Genomic DNA, 18,246 nt, shown 5'->3' on the forward strand with positions numbered 1-18,246 from the left:
TCGCGTATCGGCACGAACCACTCGAAGGAGCGACCGTCTCATGAGCAGCCCCCGTTTCCCCTTCTCGGCCGTAGTCGGGCAGGACGACCTGCGCCTGGCGCTCCTGCTCAACGCCGTGAGCCCCGCGGTCGGCGGCGTGCTCGTGCGCGGCGAGAAGGGGACCGCCAAGTCCACCGCCGTCCGCGCGCTGGCGACGCTGCTGCCGCAGGTCGACGTGGTCCCCGGCTGCCGGTTCAGCTGCGCGCCCACCGCGCCCGACCCGGCCTGCCCCGACGGCCCGCACGAGAGCGGTCCGGGCACGGCGCGGCCCGCGCGGATGGTGGAGCTGCCGGTCGGTGCCTCCGAGGACCGGCTGGTGGGCGCCCTCGACATCGAACGCGCCCTGTCAGAAGGCGTGAAGTCCTTCGAGCCGGGCCTGCTGGCCGACGCGCACCGCGGGATCCTCTACGTCGACGAGGTCAACCTGCTGCACGACCACCTCATCGACCTGCTCCTCGACGCGGCGGCGATGGGCGCCTCCTACGTGGAGCGCGAGGGCGTCTCCGTCCGGCACGCGGCCCGCTTCCTGCTGGTCGGCACGATGAACCCGGAGGAGGGCGAGCTGCGGCCGCAGCTGCTGGACCGCTTCGGGCTGACCGTCGAGGTCGCCGCCTCCCGCGAGCCCGGGCAGCGCGTCGAGGTGGTGCGCCGCCGACTCGCGTACGAGGACGACCCCGCGGCCTTCGCCGAGCGATGGGCCGATGACGAGGCGGACGTACGCGACCGGGTCGTCGCGGCGCGGGCCCTGCTGGGCCGCGTGGTCCTGGGGGACGGCGCGCTGATGCGGATCGCCGCGACCTGCGCAGCCTTCGAGGTGGACGGGATGCGGGCCGACATCGTGATGGCGCGCACCGCCACCGCGCTGGCCGCGTGGGCCGGGCGGACGGACGTGCGCAAGGAGGACGTGCGGCAGGCCGCGCTGCTGGCGCTGCCGCACCGGCGGCGGCGCAACCCCTTCGACGCGCCGGGGCTGGACGAGGACAAGCTCGACGAGATCCTCGACTCCTTCCCGGACGAGGAGCCGGAACCGGAGCCCGACCCGGAGCCCGAGCCGGAGGGCCCGGACGACGGCGGACCGGAAGGCGGACCGGACGGCGGCCCCGACGGCGGCCCCGACGGCGGGCCCGACGGCGGCGGGGTGCCGCCGCAGGACCACGGCCGCGATCCGGCGCCGGAGTCCGAGACGGAATCCGACACGGAGTCCGCCCCTGAGGGGGACCGGGAGGGCGAGCCCGAGCCCGCGCCGGCCCGTGCCGACGCGGCCGACGGTCCCACCCAGGCGGCCGTGGGGGCCGCGGAGCCCTTCCGGACCAAGATGCTCAGCGTCCCGGGGCTCGGCGAGGGCGCGTCCGGACGGCGCTCGCGGGCCCGTACCGCGCACGGGCGCACGACCGGCGCCCAGCGCCCCCGGGGCCAGCTGACCAAGCTGCACCTGGCGGCGACCGTCCAGGCGGCCGCCCCGCACCAACTCGCCCGCGGGCGCAGCGGGCGCGGCCTGGTCGTGCGCACGGACGACCTGCGCCAGGCGACCCGGGAGGGGCGCGAGGGCAACCTCGTCCTCTTCGTCGTCGACGCCTCGGGTTCGATGGCGGCCCGCAAGCGGATGGGCGCGGTCAAGGGCGCGGTGCTGTCCCTGCTGATGGACGCCTACCAGCGGCGCGACAAGGTCGGCCTGATCACCTTCCGCGGGACCGGCGCCGAACTGGCGCTGCCGCCCACCTCCTCGGTGGACGCGGCGGCGGCCCGGCTGGAGCAGCTGCCGACCGGCGGGCGCACCCCGCTGGCGGCCGGTCTCCTCAAGGCCCACGAGGTGCTGCGCGTCGAGCGGCTGCGCGATCCCTCGCGCCGCCCGCTGCTGGTCGTCGTCACCGACGGCCGCGCCACCTCGGCGGGAGCGGCGGGCGGTGACGCCCGGGCGCTCGCGCGCCGGGCGGCGCTGCTGCTCCAGGGCCAGCACATCGCCTCGGTGGTCGTGGACTGCGAGTCGGGGCCGGTCCGGCTCGGTCTGGCCGGGGTACTGGCCACCGATCTGGGCGGTCCCGCCGTGACCCTCGACGGGCTGCGGGCCGATTCGCTGGCCGGGCTCGTCAAGGACGTGCGCACCGCCGTGTCGGCGCAGCACCCGCACCAGAAGCAGAACCAGCACGCGCAGCAGACCCAGAACCGGACCCGCATCCAGAGGAAGGCCGCCTAATGCCCCAGGGACAGCCCACCGTCGTCCCCGACGACGGACTCACCACGCGCCAGCGCCGCAACCGCCCGCTGGTCTTCGTCCACACCGGCCCCGGCAAGGGCAAGTCGACGGCCGCCTTCGGCCTGGCGCTGCGCGCCTGGAACCAGGGCTGGCCCGTCGGGGTGTTCCAGTTCGTCAAGTCGGCGAAGTGGAAGGTCGGCGAGGAGAACGCGCTCAAGGCCCTCGGCGAGACGGGCAAGGGCGGCCCGGTCGTCTGGCACAAGATGGGCGAGGGCTGGTCCTGGGTCCAGCGCGACGCGCAGCTCGACAACGAGCAGGCGGCCAAGGAGGGTTGGGAGCAGGTCAAGCGCGACCTGGCCGCCGAGACGCACGCCCTGTACGTCCTGGACGAGTTCACGTACGCGCTGCACTGGGGATGGATCGACGTGGACGAGGTGATCGAGGTGCTGCGGGACCGTCCCGGAACCCAGCACGTGGTCATCACCGGCCGCAACGCCCCCGAGAAGCTCGTGGAGTTCGCCGACCTGGTCACCGAGATGACCAAGGTCAAGCACCCCATGGACACCGGCCAGAAGGGCCAGAGAGGCATCGAGTGGTGACGTCCGTGACCGTCCCGCGCCTGGTGATCGCCGCTCCGTCGTCCGGCAGCGGCAAGACCACCGTCGCGACGGGCCTGATGGCGGCCTTCACGGAGCGCGGCCTCGCCGTGTCCCCGCACAAGGCCGGGCCCGACTACATAGACCCGGGCTACCACGCGCTCGCCACCGGCCGCCCGGGCCGCAACCTGGACTCCTTCATGTCCGGGCCGGAGCTGATCGGTCCGCTGTTCGCGCACGGCTCGGCGGGGTGCGACCTCGCCGTGGTCGAAGGGGTGATGGGCCTCTACGACGGGGCCGCCGGGCGCGGTGAGCTGGCCTCGACCGCGCAGGTCGCCAAGCTGCTGCGGGCGCCGGTGGTGCTCGTGGTGGACGCCTCCTCGCAGTCCCGCTCGGTGGCGGCCCTCGCGCACGGCTTCGCGTCCTTCGACCCGCAGGTGCGGATCGGGGGCGTGATCCTCAACAAGGTCGGCTCCGACCGGCACGAGGTGATGCTGCGGGAGGCGCTGGAGGAGGCCGGGATGCCGGTGCTCGGCGTGCTGCGCCGGGTGCCGCAGGTCGCGGCGCCCTCGCGGCACCTGGGTCTGGTCCCGGTCGCCGAGCGCCGTGCGGACGCGCTGGCCTCGGTGGCCGCGTTGGCCGATCAGGTGCGGGCGGGGTGCGACCTGGAGGCCCTGATGGCGCTGGCGCGGACCGCGCCGCCGCTGGAGTGCGAGGCGTGGGACCCCGCGCGGGTGCCCGGGGACGAGGCGTGGCACGTCCCCGCCGCGGACGCCGGGCGGCGCCCGGTCGTCGCCGTCGCGGGCGGCCCCGCGTTCACGTTCTCCTACGCCGAGCACGCGGAGCTGCTGACCGCGGCCGGTGCGCGGGTCGTCACCTTCGACCCGCTGCGGGACGAGGCCCTGCCGGCGGGCACGGCCGGGCTGGTCATCGGCGGCGGCTTCCCCGAGATGTACGCGCCGGAGCTGTCGGCCAACGCGCCGCTGCGCGCGGCGGTGGCCGCCTTCGCCGCGTCGGGGGCCCCGGTGGCCGCCGAGTGCGCGGGGTTGCTCTACCTGGCCGGTTCGCTGGACGGGAAGCCGATGTGCGGGGTGCTGGACGCCGACGCCCGGATGTCGGACCGGCTCACCCTCGGCTACCGCGAGGCGGTCGCGATCTCGGACAGCCCCCTGGCGGCGGCGGGGACCCGGCTGCGCGGGCACGAGTTCCACCGCACGGTGATCGAGCCGGGCGCGGGGGACGCGCCCGCGTGGGGGTTCACCCACCCCGAGCGCCGGGTCGAGGGCTTCGTCCGGGGCGGTGTGCACGCCAGTTACCTGCACACGCACTGGGCCGCCCGGCCGTCGGTGGCGTGGCGCTTCGTGGCCGCCGCGCGCGCGGCGGACGCCGGGGCAGCGGACACCCCGTGAGCTCAGTCCGCGAGGCCGACGACCAGCCAGATGCCCGCCACGCCGCCCACCGTGCACATCAGCGTGGACAGGGCGGGGTGGCGGTGGTGCGCCTCGGGCAGGATCTCGGCCGACGCGAGGTAGAGCAGGATGCCGGCGAAGAAGCCGAGGTATCCCCCGAGCGGTTCCTCCGGAAGGGTGAACAGCAGGGTGGAGGCGGCGCCGACGACGGGGGCCACGGCGTCCGCGAAGAGCATCATCAGGGCCTTGCGGCGGGCGTTCCCGTACAGGCTCGTCAGGGTGTAGGTGTTGAACCCGTCGGCGAAGTCGTGGGTGATCACGGCCAGCGCGACGGCCACCCCCATCCCGCCGCCGACCTGGAAGGCCGCGCCCAGCGCCACCCCGTCGGCGAGGCTGTGGCCGACCATGGCACCCGCGGCCGTGAGGCCGACCTGGGGGACCCTGCCCCCGTGCTCCCCGTGTCCGGAGCCGTTCTCGCCGCCGTGCGCGGCCTGGCGGACCGCCAGGACCCGCTCCACCACGTGCGCGACGAGGAACCCGGCCACGAAGAGCAGCAGGGCCAGCGGCACGCCGAACACCTCGTGCCCGGCCGCCCGCATCGCCTCGGGCAGCAGGTCCAGGCCCACCACGCCGAGCATCAGTCCACCGGCGAGGCCCAGCACGAGGTGGCGGCGGTCGGTGACGCGTTGCGCCGTCCACCCGCCCGCCAGCGTCATCAGGAACGCGCCCAACGCCACGATCACGGCCATAGGCCCCTGAATACCGACTGCCGGGCCCGCGCGCACCTTCGCGCGCGGGGTGGCGGACGATGCGATGTTGACGGCTGACGATGCCGAGGGAGCGAGGACCCGGGTGGGCGAGCAGGGCGGTTACAGCGGATACGAACGGGTGGTCGTCGGAGTCGGCGGGCGCTCGGGGGTCACGGCGCAGGAGATCTGCTCCCTGGTCGAGGGCACCCTGCGGGACGCCGGGCTGACGGTGGCCGCGGTCACCGCGCTGGCCACGGTCGAGTCGAAGGCCGCCGAGGCGGGGATCTCCGGCGCCGCGGAACGTTTCGGCGTACCGCTGCTGACGTACGGGCCCCAGGAGCTGGAGCGGATCGCGGTTCCGCATCCGAGCGAGGCCGCCCGGGCGGCGGCCGGGACTCCCTCGGTGGCGGAGGCGGCGGCGCTGGCGGGGGGCGGTGAGCTGCTGGTGCCCAAGCGGAAGTCGGCGGCGGCCACCTGCGCCGTGGCCCGGGCGGAGGCGCACGACCTGCGCCACCACGGGGACGCCGAGGTGCTGGACGCGCCGGGGCAGCTGGTCGACCTGGCCGTCAACGTCCGGTCGGACACTCCCCCGGCCTGGCTCAAGGAGCGGATCGCCGCCTCGCTGGACACCCTTTCGGCGTATCCGGACGGGCGGGTGGCGCGGGCCGCGGTGGCCGCGCGCCACGGGTTGCCGGTGGAGCGGGTGCTGCTGACGGCCGGTGCGGCGGAGGCCTTCGTGCTGATCGCGCGGGCGCTGGGCGCCGTACGCCCGGTGGTGGTGCACCCGCAGTTCACCGAGCCGGAGGCGGCCCTGCGGGACGCCGGGCACCGGGTGGAGCGGGTGCTGCTGCGGCCGGAGGACGGTTTCCGGCTGGATCCGGCGGCGATACCCGAGGACGCGGACCTCGTGGTCATCGGCAATCCGACCAATCCGACCTCGGTGCTGCACCCGGCGGCGGCCCTGGCCGCGCTGGCCCGGCCGGGGCGGACGCTGGTGGTCGACGAGGCGTTCATGGACGCGGTGCCGGGCGAACGCGAGGCGCTGGCGGGGCGGACGGACGTGCCCGGGCTGGTGGTGCTGCGGAGCCTGACCAAGACGTGGGGGCTGGCGGGGCTGCGGATCGGCTACGTGCTGGCCGAGCCCGCCGTGATCGCCGCGCTGTCGGCGGCGCAGCCGCTGTGGCCGGTGTCGAGCCCGGCGCTCGTGGCGGCCGAGGCGTGCGTGTCCCCGGCGGCGCTGGCCGAGGCGGAGGCCGCCGCGCGGCGGATCGAGGTGGACCGGGCCCACCTGTTGGCGGGGCTGGCCGAGTTCGACGAGGTCACGGTGGCCGGGGTGGCGGCCGGGCCCTTCGTCCTGATCCGGGTGGACCGGGCGCCGCAGGTGCGGGCCCGGCTGCGGGCCCTCGGTTTCGCCGTCCGGCGCGGGGACACCTTCCCCGGTCTGGACCGGTCCTGGCTGCGGCTGGCGGTGCGCGACCGGGCGACGACGGGCCGCCTGCTCCAGGCGCTGGACCACGCGCTGACGCTGACGTCGCCCTGACCGGTTCCGGGCGCCCCCTGCCGCCGTCTCCCCTCGCCCGGCACGAACGACCGTGCGAGAGTGTGCCGACACGCACGGTGGCCGGGACCGGCCGGCCCGCCGGTTCGGGGGAAGGCCGCGATGAGGACGTCCGCGAAGATCACGACCGGGGTGGCCGGGCTGGCGCTCGTCGCCGGGGGCGTCTACGCCGTGCCGAGGCTGGCGGGCGACGGGGACCGGCCGCCGGCGGCGCAGCGGCTGGGCGGCGCGCCCGAGCCCGCCGGGAGCGGCGCGCCCACGCCGCCCGCTGCCCGGCCCTTCACCCTGGTGGCCACGGGCGACATCATCCCGTACCCGTCGATCATCGAGCGCTCGGCCCTCGACGCGGGCGGCGACGGGCACGACTTCCGCAAGATACTCGGGGGCGTCAAGGCCGTCGTGAGCGCCGCGGACCTGGCGGTGTGCCACCACGAGATACCGTACGGCGAGCCCGGCGGCCCCTACACCGGCTACCCGACCTTCAAGGCCCCGCACGAGCTGGCCGACGCCTTGAAGGACACCGGGTACGACAGCTGCTCGACGGCCTCGAACCACACGCTGGACGCCGGTTACCCCGGCCTCGCCCGGACCCTGGACCACCTCGACCGGGTCGGCATCAAGCACACCGGCTCGGCCCGCGGCGCGGCGGAGGCCAAGACGCCCGCCCTGCTCGAGGCGGGCGGCGCGAAGGTCGCCCAGCTGTCGTACACCTACGGCACGAACGGCATCCCGCTCCCCGAGGGCAAGCCCTGGTCGGTGAACCTCATCGACCAGCAGCGGATCGTCGCCGACGCCCGCGCGGCGCGGGCCGCGGGGGCGGACGTGGTGGTGCTCAGCGTGCACTGGGGCACCGAATGGCAGACGGCCCCCGATGAGCAGCAGCTGGAGCTGGCGCGGGCGTTGACCGCGTCGCGGACCGAGGAGGGGCCGGACCTCGATCTGATCCTCGGCACCCACAACCACGTGCCGCAGCCGTACGAGAAGGTCAACGGCACGTGGGTGGTCTACGGGATGGGCGACCAGGTCGCCAGCTTCGCGCCGCCGGAGATGAAGCGCGGCAACATGGGCTCGATCCCGCGCTTCACCTTCACCCCGTCGACCGCGCGGCCGGGCCGCTGGGAGGTGACGAAGGCCGAGTTCCTCACCGAGTACTCGGACATGACCCCGCCGTTCCGCGTGGTGTGCGCCGCCTGCGCCGCCTCGGACACCGCTCTGGGCGCCGCGAAGCGGGCGGAGTACGCGGCCGTCGACCGGCAGGTGACCGAGGCCGTGCTGTCGCGCGGGGCCGGCGAACAGGGCCTGGCGCACGCCGCACGCTGACGCCCCGCCCGTACGGCTCCGGCGCGGCTACTGGATCCGGCCGCGGCCCCGGCCACGGGTCACGACGAGGGCCGCGGCGCCCATGCCGAGCAGCAGCAGCGCGCCGCCCGCCACGTACGGGGTGACCGAACCGGCTCCGGTCTCCGCCAGGTTGGCCCCGTCGCCGGTGGACTGCGGCTTGACGTCGAGGGCGGCGGCCGGCTTCGCGGAGACCTGGGTCGAGGGCGCGACGGACGGCGCGACGCCGCCGTTGCCCTCGCAGTGCGCCTCGGCGAGGACCACCTCGCCGGTCACCTGGGCGACGTTGAGGTTGCCGGGGTTCACCGACACCTTGAGCCGCAGGGCGGCGGCCGCCGCGGTGGTCGAGGTGGTCTGCGTACCGGAGAGTTCCATGCTGACCTCGCCCACGCCCGGGACGGCGATCCTGGTCGGGCCGCCGGCGGAGAGGGTGATCCTCTTGCCGAGCGCGGTCACCGTGCCGAGCACGTTGGAGCTGGCCACCGGCTTCTTCCCCGGCTCGCACACGGCCTTCGAGGTGACCTTCTCCACCTCGATCAGGGAGAGCGCGGGCAGTCCGGGCACGTGGACCTTGGCGTGGACCAGGTTCGCCTCGGCCCGCGCCCCGCTCTTGTCCGCCGTCGCCTTCGCGGTGGCGACGTCGGCGCGCAGGACGTTCACCGGCTGCCCCTTGTCGACCCCGTCGAGGGTGACGGTCAGGGCGGTCTTCGCGGCGTCGGCGGGCGCGCTGACCTCGTTCAAGGTGGCCGTGAGCGGTACGTCGACGGTCTTGTTGAGCAGGCCCACGTCGAGCCCGGCGCGCAGGACGACCGCGCCGGCCTTGCCGGAGCCGCCCGCGCCGCCCGTGCCCCCGGCTCCGGAGCCGCCCGTGGCGTGGGCGGCGGGTGCGGTGAGCAGGGCGACCGCTCCGGCGGCGAGCAGGGCGGCCGCGGGCATGCGGAAGGTGTTGCTGTTCAAGGTGGTGGAACCCCCAGGGAGGTGGGAGCCGTCGCGCCGCCAATGGGGGACATCGCGTGCGCCGACGGCCTGGACCCCGGAATCTTTACGCACTGAGAGTGAACGCGTGACGACCTGGCGTGAGTTCACCCCAAAGGGTGGTTTCCACGCACATATTCGAATCACGAGGAACAGAAGTGCGCCGAAACCCCACAGCCCACAGGTTTCGGCCACACCTAACGACCGGGCGCACGGCCGTGTCACGCCCCGGTCAACTCCGCGCGCTCAGCCCCGGATCCGCCCCGCCAGCACCACCCGGCGCGGGTCCGCCAGCACGGACACGTCCGCCCGCGGGTCCTCGCCGTAGACCACCAGGTCCGCCCGGGCGCCCTCCTCCAGACCGGGCCGCCCCAGCCACGCGCGGGCCCCCCACGTCGTCGCCGACAGCGCCGCCGACGCCGGGATCCCGGCCTTCACCAGCTCGGCCACCTCGGCGGCGACCAGCCCGTGCGGCAGCGAACCGCCCGCGTCCGTACCGACGTAGACCGGTACGCCCGCGTCGTACGCCGAGCGCACCGTGTCGTAGCGCCGCTCGTGCAGCCGCCGCAGATGGGCCGACCAGCGGGGGAACTTGGCCTCGCCGCCCGTCGCCAGCTTGGGGAAGGTCGCGATGTTCACCAGCGTCGGCACGATCGCCACCCCGCGCTCGGCGAAGAGCGGAATGGTGTCCTCGGTCAGGCCGGTGGCGTGCTCGACGCAGTCGATGCCCGCCTCCACGAGGTCGCGCAGCGAGTCCTCGGCGAAGCAGTGGGCGGTCACCCGGGCCCCGAGCCGGTGCGCCTCGGCGATCGCCGCCTCGACCTCGGCGCGCGGCCAACAGGCCGTCAGGTCGCCGACCTCGCGGTCGATCCAGTCGCCGACCAGCTTCACCCAGCCGTCGCCGCGCCGGGCCTCGCGGCCGACGTACTCGACGAGGTCGGCGGGCTCGATCTCGTGCGCGTAGTTGCGGATGTAGCGGCGGGTACGGGCGATGTGCCGGCCGGCGCGGATCACCTCGGGCAGGTCCTCGCGCGCGTCGATCCAGCGGGTGTCGGAGGGCGAACCGGCGTCCCGGATCAGCAGGGTGCCCGCCTCCCGGTCGGCCAGTGCCTGCTTCTCGCTGGTCGCGTCGTCGACCGGGCCGTGGGCGTCCAGGCCCACGTGGCAGTGCGCGTCGACCAGCCCCGGCAGCACCCAACCGGTCACGGTGGTGACCTCGTGCGCGCCCGCCCCGGTGCGCGGGCGCTCGTACGAGATCCGGCCACCGACCACCCACAACTCGTCGCGGACCTCGTCCGGTCCGACGAGCACCCGCCCCTTCACGTGCAGCACATCGCTCATGGCCGCACTGTAGCCACCCGCTCGGTACGCTCTGTCCGTAACCTCGAACGAAGAGAGCACCTCGGTGACCAGCACTGCGCCCCACCCCCTCCTTGACCTGCCGCCGCTGACCGCGGAGCGGTTCGCGTCGATCGAACGGGGGGTCGCGGACCTCCTCTCCACCCGCCAGGACGTGGTGATCACCCAGGGCGAGGCGCTGCTCCCGCTGGAGGGCTGCATCCGCTCCGGCGCGCGGCCCGGTTCGACGGCGCTGAACATCGTGACGGGCCCGTACGGGACCACCTTCGGCAACTGGCTGCGGGACTGCGGCGCGACGGTCGTGGACCTGACCGTGCCCTTCGACACCGCCGTGAGCGCGGCGCAGGTCGCGCGGGCGCTGGCCGCGCACCCGGAGATCGACTTCGTCTCGCTGGTGCACGCGGAGGCGGCGACGGGGAACACCAACCCGGTCGCGGAGATCGGCGAGGTCGTCCGGGCGCACGGCGCGCTCTTCATGCTCGACGCGGTGGCGTCGGTGGGCGCGGAGCCGCTGCTGCCGGACGCGTGGGGCGTGGACCTGTGCGTGATCGGGGCCCAGAAGGCGATGGGCGGCCCGGCCGGGGTGTCGGCCGTGTCGGTCTCGCAGCGCGCGTGGGACCGCTTCGCCCAGAACCCGTCGGCGCCGCGCCGCTCCTACCTCTCCCTGCTGGACTGGAAGGAGCGCTGGATCGACGGCGGGCGCAGGACGCTGCTGCACGCTCCCGCCCAGCTGGAGATGCTCGCGCTGGAGGCCTGCCTGGCCCGGATCGCCGAGGAGGGCCCGGCGGCCCTGATGGCCCGCCACGCGGCGGCCGCGGCGGCGACCCGGGCGGGCGCGGCCGAGTTGGGGGTGGCGCCGTACGTCGTCGACGCGGCGGACGCGGCCCCGGTGGCCACCACCCTGCGGGTCCCGGAGGCCTCGGCGGTGGTGGCGCGGGCGCTCGCCGCCGACCCCGCGGCTCCGCTGGCCGCGGGCGGCGGCGCGCTGGCCCAGGAGATGGTCCGGGTCAACCACTACGGCCCGGCGGCCGCGCTCCCCGCGGTGCACGCCTCGCTGACGGCCCTGGCCACGGCCCTGTCCGTCCCGCCGACCGACGCCCTGGCCGCGGCCACCGCGGCCTGGAAGACGGCCGCGTAGAACGCCGACTCGCCCCTCCGGGGGCGCCTCAATCGCCGGCGGGGCTGCAAGATGCAGCCCTCCCAGCAGTGGCCGGACCCCCGGGCGGGGCCCGCGAATACAGCCCCGCCGGCGATTGAGGCGCCCCCGGAGGGTGGGGCGAGGGAGCGGCGGGGGCCGAAGGGGACGGGTTACGGGGCGAGGGCGTCGAGGGCGCGGTCCACGTCCGCCTCCGTGTTGTACAGGTGGAAGGAAGCCCGCAGGGCACCCGCACGGGCCGCCGTCGGGATGCCCGCCGCCAGCAGCACGGGCTGGCGGTCGGCCAGGCCCGGGACCGAGACGATCGGGGCGCGGCCCGGGACCGGCTCGTGGCCGAGGTCGGCGAGACCGGCCCGGAAGCGGTCGGCCAGCGCCGTGTCGTGGGCGTGCACCGCCTCGATGCCGACCCGCTCCAGCAGCGCCAGCGACGGCTCCGCCGCGTGGTAGGCGAGGAAGGCCGGAGACTCGTCGAACCGCCGCGCGTCCTCGGCCAGTTCGGCCATCGGCCCGTAGAAGGCGTCGCGCCCGGGACGGGCCGCCGTCCATCCCGCGTGCAGCGGCACCAGCGTCTCCTGCGCTTCCTCGGAGACCGTCAGGTACGAGACTCCGCGCGAGGCGAGCAGCCACTTGAACCCGGCGGTCACGGTGTAGTCGTAGGGCGTGGCGTCGAAGGGCAGCCAGCCGATCGCCTGCGAGGCGTCCACCAGCATCCGCGCCCCGTGCGCGGCGGTGGCCGCGCGGATCGCCGCGAGGTCGGCCGTCCGCCCGTCCGCGGACTGTACGGCGCTCAGCGCGACCAGCGCGGTCCGCGAGCCGACGGCTTCGGCGACCGATTCCAGGGGGACGAAGCGCAGCGCCAGGTCCCCCCGCACCACGAAGGGGTTCATCACCGAGGCGAAGTCGTCCTCGACGCAGAGGACCTCGGCCCCGGCCGGCAGCGCGGCGGCGACCAGCCCGACGTGGGTGGCCACGGCCGAACCGAGGGCCACCCGCGAGGGCGCGACCCCGGCCAGGCGCGCGAAGCCCTCGCGCACCCGGCCGGCGACGGCGAGGTCCCCGAAACCGGCCGGATCCCCGGCCCCGGCCGCGTCCGCCATGGCGTGCACGGCCGCCACCGCGGCGCGCGGGAAGACGCCGCAGGTGGCGGTGTTGAGGTAGGCGGTGGTGTGCCCGAACTCGGCACGGGCCGCGGCGACGAGCGCGGCCCGCGCGGCTTCGGCAGGGCTCACATCGGCGGGCGTCGCTTCAGTACCGGGAAGATCCATGGGACCCACTCTGCTTCAGCAACGACCCCCCGTCCATTGCCCGTTCGGCCGGATGGCCCGGTCGGGGCGGGCCGGGGCTTCAGGCCCGGTCGGGCACCGCGCACGCGCCGTCCGGCTCGCAGGCGGGCGCCTCGGGCGAGGTCGGGGCGCTCTCGCGCCCGGCCCACGCCTGCTCCAGCGCCTGGGTGAAGACCTCGGCGGGCTGCCCGCCCGAGACCCCGAAGCGGCGGTCCAGGACGAAGAACGGCACGGCGTTGGCGCCCAGTTCGGCCGCCTCCCGCTCGTCGGCGCGCACGGCGTCGGCGTAGGCGGTGGCGTCGGCGAGCACCGCGGCGGCCTCCGCCTCGTCCAGCCCGGCCTCGACGGCGAGCACCAGCAGGGTCGCGGAGTCGAAGACGGACCGCTCCTCGGCGAAGTTGGCCCGGTAGGCGAGGTCCAGCAGCTCGTCCTGGCGGCCACGGGCGGCGGCCAGGTGCAGGAGGCGGTGGATGTCGAAGGTGTTGCCGTGGTCGCGGCCCTCGGTGCGGTACTCCAGCCCCTCGGCGCGCGCGCTGGCCGCCACGTGCTCCTCCATGCCGCGCGCCTCGTCGAGGGTGCGGCCGTACTTCTTGGCCAGCATCTCCACGACGGGGGCGACGGCGCCCTTGGCGCTGTTCGGGTCGAGCTCGAAGGAGCGGTGGACCACCTCGACCTCGTCGCGGTGCGCGAAGGCGGCCAGCCCCTTCTCGAAACGGGCCTTGCCTATGTAGCACCAGGGGCAGGCGATGTCGCTCCAGATCTCGACGCGCATGATCCTTCTTCTCTCCGGGTCCGGGGTGGGCTGTGGGACGCGCAGGGGTCTCCTCCGTCGTCCCAGGGGCACAACGCCCACCCCGCGTCCCTCATTCCCCGACCGTCAACCACAGGACGTGGTGGGATCCGGCGCGCGGGGCGAGCGGGTCGGGGCGCCAGCCGTGGGCCGCGTAGAAGGCCTGGGCCCGCAGGTTGTGCTCGTAGACCTCCAGCCGGACCCGCGGCACGCCCGCGCGGCGCCAGCGCTCCAGGCAGGCCGCGTGCAAGGCGGCCCCGGTGCCGCGGCGCCAGTGGGCGGGGTCGACGTGCAGCTGGGTGAGCGTGGTCTCACCGGCCACGGTCCGGAAGGCCGCGACCCCGGTCAGCTCTCCGTCCTGCTCGGCGCAGAGCACCCCGCCGGTCTCCCCGGCAGCGCGGCCGGCGCCGCCGGTGCGCGTGCCCTCGCTGCCGTCGCTGCGGGCCACGGCGTGCGACCAGCCCTCGCGGCTGCGGGCCAGCTCGTCCTCGCCCGCGTAGGCGTCCTCGGGGATCCGGTCGCGGTAGTAGGTGGCGCGGGCGCGGCTGTGCAGGGCGGCGATCGCGTCGAGATCGGCGGGGAGTGCGGTCCTGATCATGGGAAAGAGAACGCGCCGGGGACCTCTCCGGTTCCCGGCGCGTTCGTACTTCCGTACGTCGATCGTGCGGTCGACGCTCGGCGGTGGCTACTTCTTGAGCCACGCCTCCATCATCTTCTGGGCGACCGGGGCGGCCAGCAGGCCGCCACCGATCTCGGACCGGTCGGTGTCCGACCGGTCGACGACCACGGCCACCACGATCTGCTTGCCGCTCGTCTTGCCGTAGGAGGTGAACCAGGCCAGCGGGCTCAGGCTGTTGTTCACGCCGCGCTGGGCGGTGCCGGTCTTGCCGCCGACCTCGGCGCCGGAGACCTGCGCGGGCTTGCCGCCGCCGTCGGAGACCACGGTCCGCATCGCGTCGCGGATCATCGACGCGGTCTTCTCGCTCATGACCTGCTTGGACTTCGGGTCCTTGAAGCTCTCCAGGACGTTGCCGCTGGAGTCGGTGACCTCGGAGACCACGTGCGGGGCGACCAGCTTGCCGCCGTTCTCGATCGCCGCCGCCACCATCGCCATCTGGAGCGGGGTGGCCTGGACGTCGAACTGGCCGATGCCCGTCTGCGCCACCTGGTCCTTGGACATCTTCTTCGACGGGTACTTGCTCGTCGGATTGGTCCCGATCGGGATCTCGGCGTCCGTGTTGAAGCCGAGCTTCTCCGCCATGGCCCGCATCTTGTCCTGGCCGAGCCGGTGGGCCAGCTCCGCGAAGACGTTGTTGCAGGACTTCTTGAGACCGTCGCGCAGGGTCACGTTGTTGCAGCCCGGGGTCGCCACCTCGCTCCTCAGCGGGGTCTTGGTGCCGGGGATCGTGTAGGGGTCCTGGATCCCGGTGGGCGTGTCGATCGAGGTGAAGAGCCCGTCCTCCAGCGCCGCCGCCAGGGTGACCAGCTTGAAGGTGGATCCGGGGGCCTGGGGCTTGCGCAGCGCGTTGTTCAGCATGGGCGCGCCCTGGTTCTCCGAGAGCTTCACCCAGGCGGCCTCGGCGTCCTTGCCGCTGCCGGTGATGCTGCCCGGGTCGTAGGTCGGGTTGTTCACGATGCCGAGGATCTCGCCGGTGCTCGGGTCGATCGCGACGGCGGAGCCCTGCTTGCCCTGGAGCGCGTCGAAGCCGGCCTTCTGGACGTCCTTGTCGATCGTCGTCAGGACGTTGCCGGGGTCGGCCCGCTTGTTGGTCAGGATGTCCATGAACGACTTCAGCCGGTTGTCCGAGCCGTTCAGGATGCTCCTGTAGATCCCCTCCAACATGGTGGAGTTGTACACCTGCGAGGTGTGGCCGGTGATCGGCGCGTACAGCGGGCCGTCGGTGTACGTCCGCTTGTACGCGTAGTCCTTGCTCCCCTCGGTCTTCACCGAGCCGGTGATCGCCTCACCGCCCACGATGATGTTGCCCAGCGGGTTCGCGTACTGCCCGATGACGTTCCGCCGGTTGTTCTTGTCGTCTGCGAGCGCCTGGCCTTGGTACGCCTGCACCCATGTGACCCGCACCAACAGGGCAAGCACCAGAAGCAGACAGAAGACGGACGCGCGCCTGATCGTCTTGTTCATCTCTGAAAAGGACGCACCAGCGGTCCCGGGCGTTCCACTGTGCCCCGATTGTGGCGGGGTTCTCAGCCTTTCTTCATCAGGAAGCCTCCTTCGTAGGCGGCGATCACCGCCTGGGTCCGGTCCCGGGAGCCGGTCTTGGCCAGGACCGCCCCGACGTGGGTCTTCACCGTCTGCGGGCCGACGCCGAGCCGCTCGCCGATCTCGTGGTTCGACAGCCCGCTCGCCATCAGGCGCAGCACGTCGGCCTCGCGCTCGGTCAGCCGGGCGGCCCAGGCGGCGACGGCGGCCGGCCGCGGGTCGTGGGCGGCTGCCAGCGCGCGGACCGCTGCGGGGAAGAGCAGCGAATCGCCGCGGGCGACCAGCCGGACCGCGCCGATCAGCTCCTCGGCGTGGGCGCGCTTGAGCAGGAACCCGGCGGCGCCCGCCCGCAGCGCGTCGTACACGTACGAGTCGTTCTCGAAGGTGGTGACCACCAGGATCCGGGGCGGGTGCGCCATCGTGGCGAGGATCTGCTCGGTGGCCCGGATGCCGTCGATCTCGGGCATCCGGACGTCCATGAGGACCACGTCGGGCGCGGCGGCCCGGACCAGCGAGACGGCCTCGGCGCCGGAGGCCGCCTCGCCCACCACCTCCAGGTCCGGCTCGGCGTCGAGGATGGCCCGCAGGGCGGTGCGGACCATCCGCTCGTCGTCCGCGACCACGATGCGCAGCGGCGGCCGGTTCACCGGGCGCCACCGCCCAGCGGCAGGACGGCGCGCAGTCGCCACTGCCCGCCCAGCCCGCCCGCCTCCACGACCCCGCCGAGCAGCACCGCCCGCTCGGCGGCGCCGCGCAGTCCCCGGCCCCCACCGCTGCGGGGCTCGCGCCCGGTGGCCTCGACCAAGGGGTTCGTCATGATCAACTCCAGTTCGCGGGATCCGTCGTGCGTGTGGTCGCCACCGCGCGGGCGCCCGGGTACGTGGACGCGCAGCCGGAGGTCGACCGCGCCGCCACCGTGGCGCAGCGCGTTGCTGAGCCCCTCCTGGACGATCCGGTACGCCTCGCGGGAGACGATCGCGGGCAGCTGCCCCCAGTCGCCCACCGGTCCGGGATCCTGGCGGGCCGTGATCCGGACGCCCCCCGCCCGGCTGCGGGCCAGCAACCCCTCCAGGTCGGCGGCCAGGGTCGGCGCGGGCGCCGCCCCGGTCCGCTCGCCCACCCCGTCGCCCTCCCGCAGCAGTCCGAGGACCGCGTCCAGCTCCCCCACCGTGCGCCGGGCGGTGTCCTCGATCGCGGCCAGCGCCTCGCGGACGAACTCCGGGTCCGTCTCCAGCACCCGCCGGGCCGCCCCCGCCTGGAGGGTGACCGCGCTGAGCGCGTGCCCCACCGCGTCGTGCAGCTCCCGGGCCAGCCGGTTGCGCACGGCCAGGTCGGCCGCCCGCTCCTCGGCCGCGGCCAGCCGGTCCGCCCCGGTCGGCCCGAGCAGTACGGGCGCCAGCCGGGCCAGCAGCGCCCCGGCCCCCGCCGCGCAGAGCGCCAGCGCGCCGAGCACCGCGACCCCGAGCAGCGGGGCGGCGTACGCGCCGGGCCCGTCCGCGGCCCAGCCGAGTCCCGGCGGGGCGGTGTCCGCCAGCGGGGTCACGAACGGCACGGCGATCAGCACCACCCCCATCGGCGGAACCGCGAGGGTCATCCCGCTCACCGCCGCCCCGAGCCCCAGGTGCAGGGTCCACCACGCCGAGGCCCGGCACCGCGCCGCCCAGGACCGCCCGGGCCCCTGTGCCAACAGCTCCCCCGGCACCCCGCACAGGGCCCGGACCGCGGCCACCGACATCGGCCTGGCCAGGGGGAACACTCCGCTGATGGCCACCAGCGGCAGCGCCGCCGCGTAGGAGATCAGCGCGAGCGGGAACGAGTTGAGCGCGTTGGCCCCGCCGTCGACGACCCCCACCACCACCTCGGTCAGCAGGAAGTACGGCATCAGCAACGCCCCGCCGAGCACCAGGTGCACCCAGCGCAGCCCGACCCTCGCCAGCCCGGCCCGGGTCAGCCACCCGCTCGACCGCGCCGCACCCCGTCTCCCCCCGAGCGACCGCCCCGCGCCCAGCCCCATCGCGCTCCCCCGCCCTGGTCGGCCCCGCCCCCGCGAGCCGGTCGGCTTCACATCGGCCGGTCCGCTCGCTGCGCCATGAGGAACCGCGTGAGCACGGCGACCCCGAGCAGACCGGTGATCATCTGGCCAGCGTAGGTGAGGCAGGTGCTGCTCGTGGCCGATGCGCCCTCGAACTCCCCCGCCAGCGAGGCGATCGTGAGCCACGCCCCCCAACTGAGCGCCGCCGCCGACCCGGTCCACGCGACGGCCAGCGGCCACCTCGCCCCGCCCCGGCGCCCGCTCCGGCCCCGCGCCAGCAGCACCGCCCCCAGCCCCGCGCCGAACGCGCACGCCGCGTGGACCACCGACACCACGGTCCAGTCCGCGGTGCGCTCGGCCCGCTGGAGCGCGGACAGTCCGGCCGAGCCGCCGAACCCCCAGTACAGGTACGTCGCGCCCACCACCAGGCCGACCACCGCCGCGGGGGGCCCCCCCCCCCCCCCCGGGGGGGGGGGCGCCCGCCCCGCCCCCCCCGCCCCCCCGGGGCGCCCCCCCCCCCCCCCCGGGGGGCCCACAAAAAACGCCA

At 75.1% G+C, this 18,246-nt stretch carries 16 protein-coding genes; 6 read left to right on the top strand and 10 right to left on the bottom strand.

The genetic code is table 11. The features are described 5' to 3' along the window. Positions 1–40 precede the first annotated feature (40 nt). From ACFWAR_RS13960 to ACFWAR_RS13970, 3 genes are read left to right on the top strand one after another with little or no spacing between them, the layout of a single operon-like run. Entirely contained in the window at positions 41–2,233 is a 2,193-nt protein-coding gene (locus ACFWAR_RS13960; protein WP_385776574.1) for a putative cobaltochelatase, read from the top strand. Continuing rightward, the gene (gene cobO / locus ACFWAR_RS13965) at positions 2,233–2,832 is read left to right on the top strand and encodes a cob(I)yrinic acid a,c-diamide adenosyltransferase (RefSeq protein WP_385776576.1); all 600 of its coding nucleotides are present in this window, start codon (positions 2,233–2,235) and stop codon (positions 2,830–2,832) included. The genes ACFWAR_RS13960 and cobO overlap by 1 nt, the downstream gene beginning before the upstream one ends. 5 nt (positions 2,833–2,837) lie before the next feature. Continuing rightward, a complete protein-coding gene (locus tag ACFWAR_RS13970) occupies positions 2,838–4,238 on the top strand; it encodes a cobyrinate a,c-diamide synthase (RefSeq protein ID WP_385776578.1) in 1,401 nt (466 codons plus the stop codon). Positions 4,239–4,240: 2 nt separating this feature from the next. Here ACFWAR_RS13970 and ACFWAR_RS13975 read toward each other — a convergent pair whose 3' ends face one another. Continuing rightward, positions 4,241–4,987 (bottom strand): ZIP family metal transporter, encoded by a 747-nt coding sequence (locus tag ACFWAR_RS13975; RefSeq protein ID WP_385776580.1) that lies wholly within the window; start codon positions 4,985–4,987, stop codon positions 4,241–4,243. Between the two features lie 139 nt (positions 4,988–5,126). Between ACFWAR_RS13975 and cobC the strand changes: the two genes are divergently transcribed. Next, positions 5,127–6,527: an Rv2231c family pyridoxal phosphate-dependent protein CobC gene (gene cobC / locus ACFWAR_RS13980; RefSeq protein ID WP_385776701.1), complete on the top strand. Its 1,401-nt coding sequence runs from the start codon at positions 5,127–5,129 to the stop codon at positions 6,525–6,527. Between the two features lie 120 nt (positions 6,528–6,647). Continuing rightward, positions 6,648–7,865: a CapA family protein gene (locus ACFWAR_RS13985; protein WP_385776582.1), complete on the top strand. Its 1,218-nt coding sequence runs from the start codon at positions 6,648–6,650 to the stop codon at positions 7,863–7,865. 27 nt (positions 7,866–7,892) lie between these two features. Here ACFWAR_RS13985 and ACFWAR_RS13990 read toward each other — a convergent pair whose 3' ends face one another. Then, positions 7,893–8,840 (bottom strand): SCO1860 family LAETG-anchored protein, encoded by a 948-nt coding sequence (locus tag ACFWAR_RS13990; protein ID WP_385776584.1) that lies wholly within the window; start codon positions 8,838–8,840, stop codon positions 7,893–7,895. A 264-nt stretch (positions 8,841–9,104) separates the two neighbouring features. Next, complete coding sequence (locus ACFWAR_RS13995; protein ID WP_385776586.1) at positions 9,105–10,199, bottom strand: amidohydrolase family protein; 1,095 nt, start codon at positions 10,197–10,199, stop codon at positions 9,105–9,107. A gap of 64 nt (positions 10,200–10,263) precedes the next feature. On the opposite strand from ACFWAR_RS13995, the gene ACFWAR_RS14000 reads away from it, so the two are divergent. Then, positions 10,264–11,355 (top strand): aminotransferase class V-fold PLP-dependent enzyme, encoded by a 1,092-nt coding sequence (locus tag ACFWAR_RS14000; protein WP_385776588.1) that lies wholly within the window; start codon positions 10,264–10,266, stop codon positions 11,353–11,355. Between the two features lie 170 nt (positions 11,356–11,525). Here the strand turns inward: ACFWAR_RS14000 and ACFWAR_RS14005 are convergent, their stop codons facing one another. From ACFWAR_RS14005 to ACFWAR_RS14035, 7 genes are all read right to left on the bottom strand, one after another. Then, positions 11,526–12,602, bottom strand: a complete 1,077-nt coding sequence (locus ACFWAR_RS14005; protein ID WP_385776590.1) for an aminotransferase class V-fold PLP-dependent enzyme — start codon at positions 12,600–12,602, stop codon at positions 11,526–11,528. Between the two features lie 115 nt (positions 12,603–12,717). Continuing rightward, positions 12,718–13,428 (bottom strand): DsbA family oxidoreductase, encoded by a 711-nt coding sequence (locus ACFWAR_RS14010; protein ID WP_385776592.1) that lies wholly within the window; start codon positions 13,426–13,428, stop codon positions 12,718–12,720. A 91-nt stretch (positions 13,429–13,519) separates the two neighbouring features. After that, positions 13,520–14,044 (bottom strand): GNAT family N-acetyltransferase, encoded by a 525-nt coding sequence (locus tag ACFWAR_RS14015; RefSeq protein WP_385776594.1) that lies wholly within the window; start codon positions 14,042–14,044, stop codon positions 13,520–13,522. An 87-nt stretch (positions 14,045–14,131) separates the two neighbouring features. Then, positions 14,132–15,589, bottom strand: a complete 1,458-nt coding sequence (locus tag ACFWAR_RS14020; RefSeq protein ID WP_385776596.1) for a peptidoglycan D,D-transpeptidase FtsI family protein — start codon at positions 15,587–15,589, stop codon at positions 14,132–14,134. A 62-nt stretch (positions 15,590–15,651) separates the two neighbouring features. After that, on the bottom strand, positions 15,652–16,314 hold the full coding sequence (locus ACFWAR_RS14025) for a response regulator (protein ID WP_385776598.1): 663 nt from the start codon (positions 16,312–16,314) through the stop codon (positions 15,652–15,654). Beyond that, positions 16,311–17,681: a sensor histidine kinase gene (locus tag ACFWAR_RS14030; protein WP_385776600.1), complete on the bottom strand. Its 1,371-nt coding sequence runs from the start codon at positions 17,679–17,681 to the stop codon at positions 16,311–16,313. The genes ACFWAR_RS14025 and ACFWAR_RS14030 overlap by 4 nt, the downstream gene beginning before the upstream one ends. A gap of 47 nt (positions 17,682–17,728) precedes the next feature. Further along, the gene (locus ACFWAR_RS14035; RefSeq protein ID WP_385776602.1) at positions 17,729–18,124 is read right to left on the bottom strand and encodes a hypothetical protein; all 396 of its coding nucleotides are present in this window, start codon (positions 18,122–18,124) and stop codon (positions 17,729–17,731) included. Positions 18,125–18,246 lie beyond the last annotated feature (122 nt).

The sequence above is a fragment of the Streptomyces sp. NPDC059917 genome (assembly GCF_042730635.1).
Classification (GTDB): domain Bacteria; phylum Actinomycetota; class Actinomycetes; order Streptomycetales; family Streptomycetaceae; genus Streptomyces.

Bases quoted from the DNA above. Each gene is read 5' to 3' on its own strand.
- cobO (WP_385776576.1), top strand. From the start codon at position 2,233: ATGCCCCAGGGACAGCCCACCGTCGTCCCCGACGACGGACTCACCACG.
- ACFWAR_RS13975 (WP_385776580.1), bottom strand. From the start codon at position 4,987: ATGGCCGTGATCGTGGCGTTGGGCGCGTTCCTGATGACGCTGGCGGGC.
- ACFWAR_RS13995 (WP_385776586.1), bottom strand. From the start codon at position 10,199: ATGAGCGATGTGCTGCACGTGAAGGGGCGGGTGCTCGTCGGACCGGAC.
- ACFWAR_RS13960 (WP_385776574.1), top strand. From the start codon at position 41: ATGAGCAGCCCCCGTTTCCCCTTCTCGGCCGTAGTCGGGCAGGACGAC.
- ACFWAR_RS14030 (WP_385776600.1), bottom strand. From the start codon at position 17,681: ATGGGGCTGGGCGCGGGGCGGTCGCTCGGGGGGAGACGGGGTGCGGCG.
- ACFWAR_RS14015 (WP_385776594.1), bottom strand. From the start codon at position 14,044: ATGATCAGGACCGCACTCCCCGCCGATCTCGACGCGATCGCCGCCCTG.
- ACFWAR_RS14020 (WP_385776596.1), bottom strand. From the start codon at position 15,589: ATGAACAAGACGATCAGGCGCGCGTCCGTCTTCTGTCTGCTTCTGGTG.
- ACFWAR_RS13985 (WP_385776582.1), top strand. From the start codon at position 6,648: ATGAGGACGTCCGCGAAGATCACGACCGGGGTGGCCGGGCTGGCGCTC.
- ACFWAR_RS14010 (WP_385776592.1), bottom strand. From the start codon at position 13,428: ATGCGCGTCGAGATCTGGAGCGACATCGCCTGCCCCTGGTGCTACATA.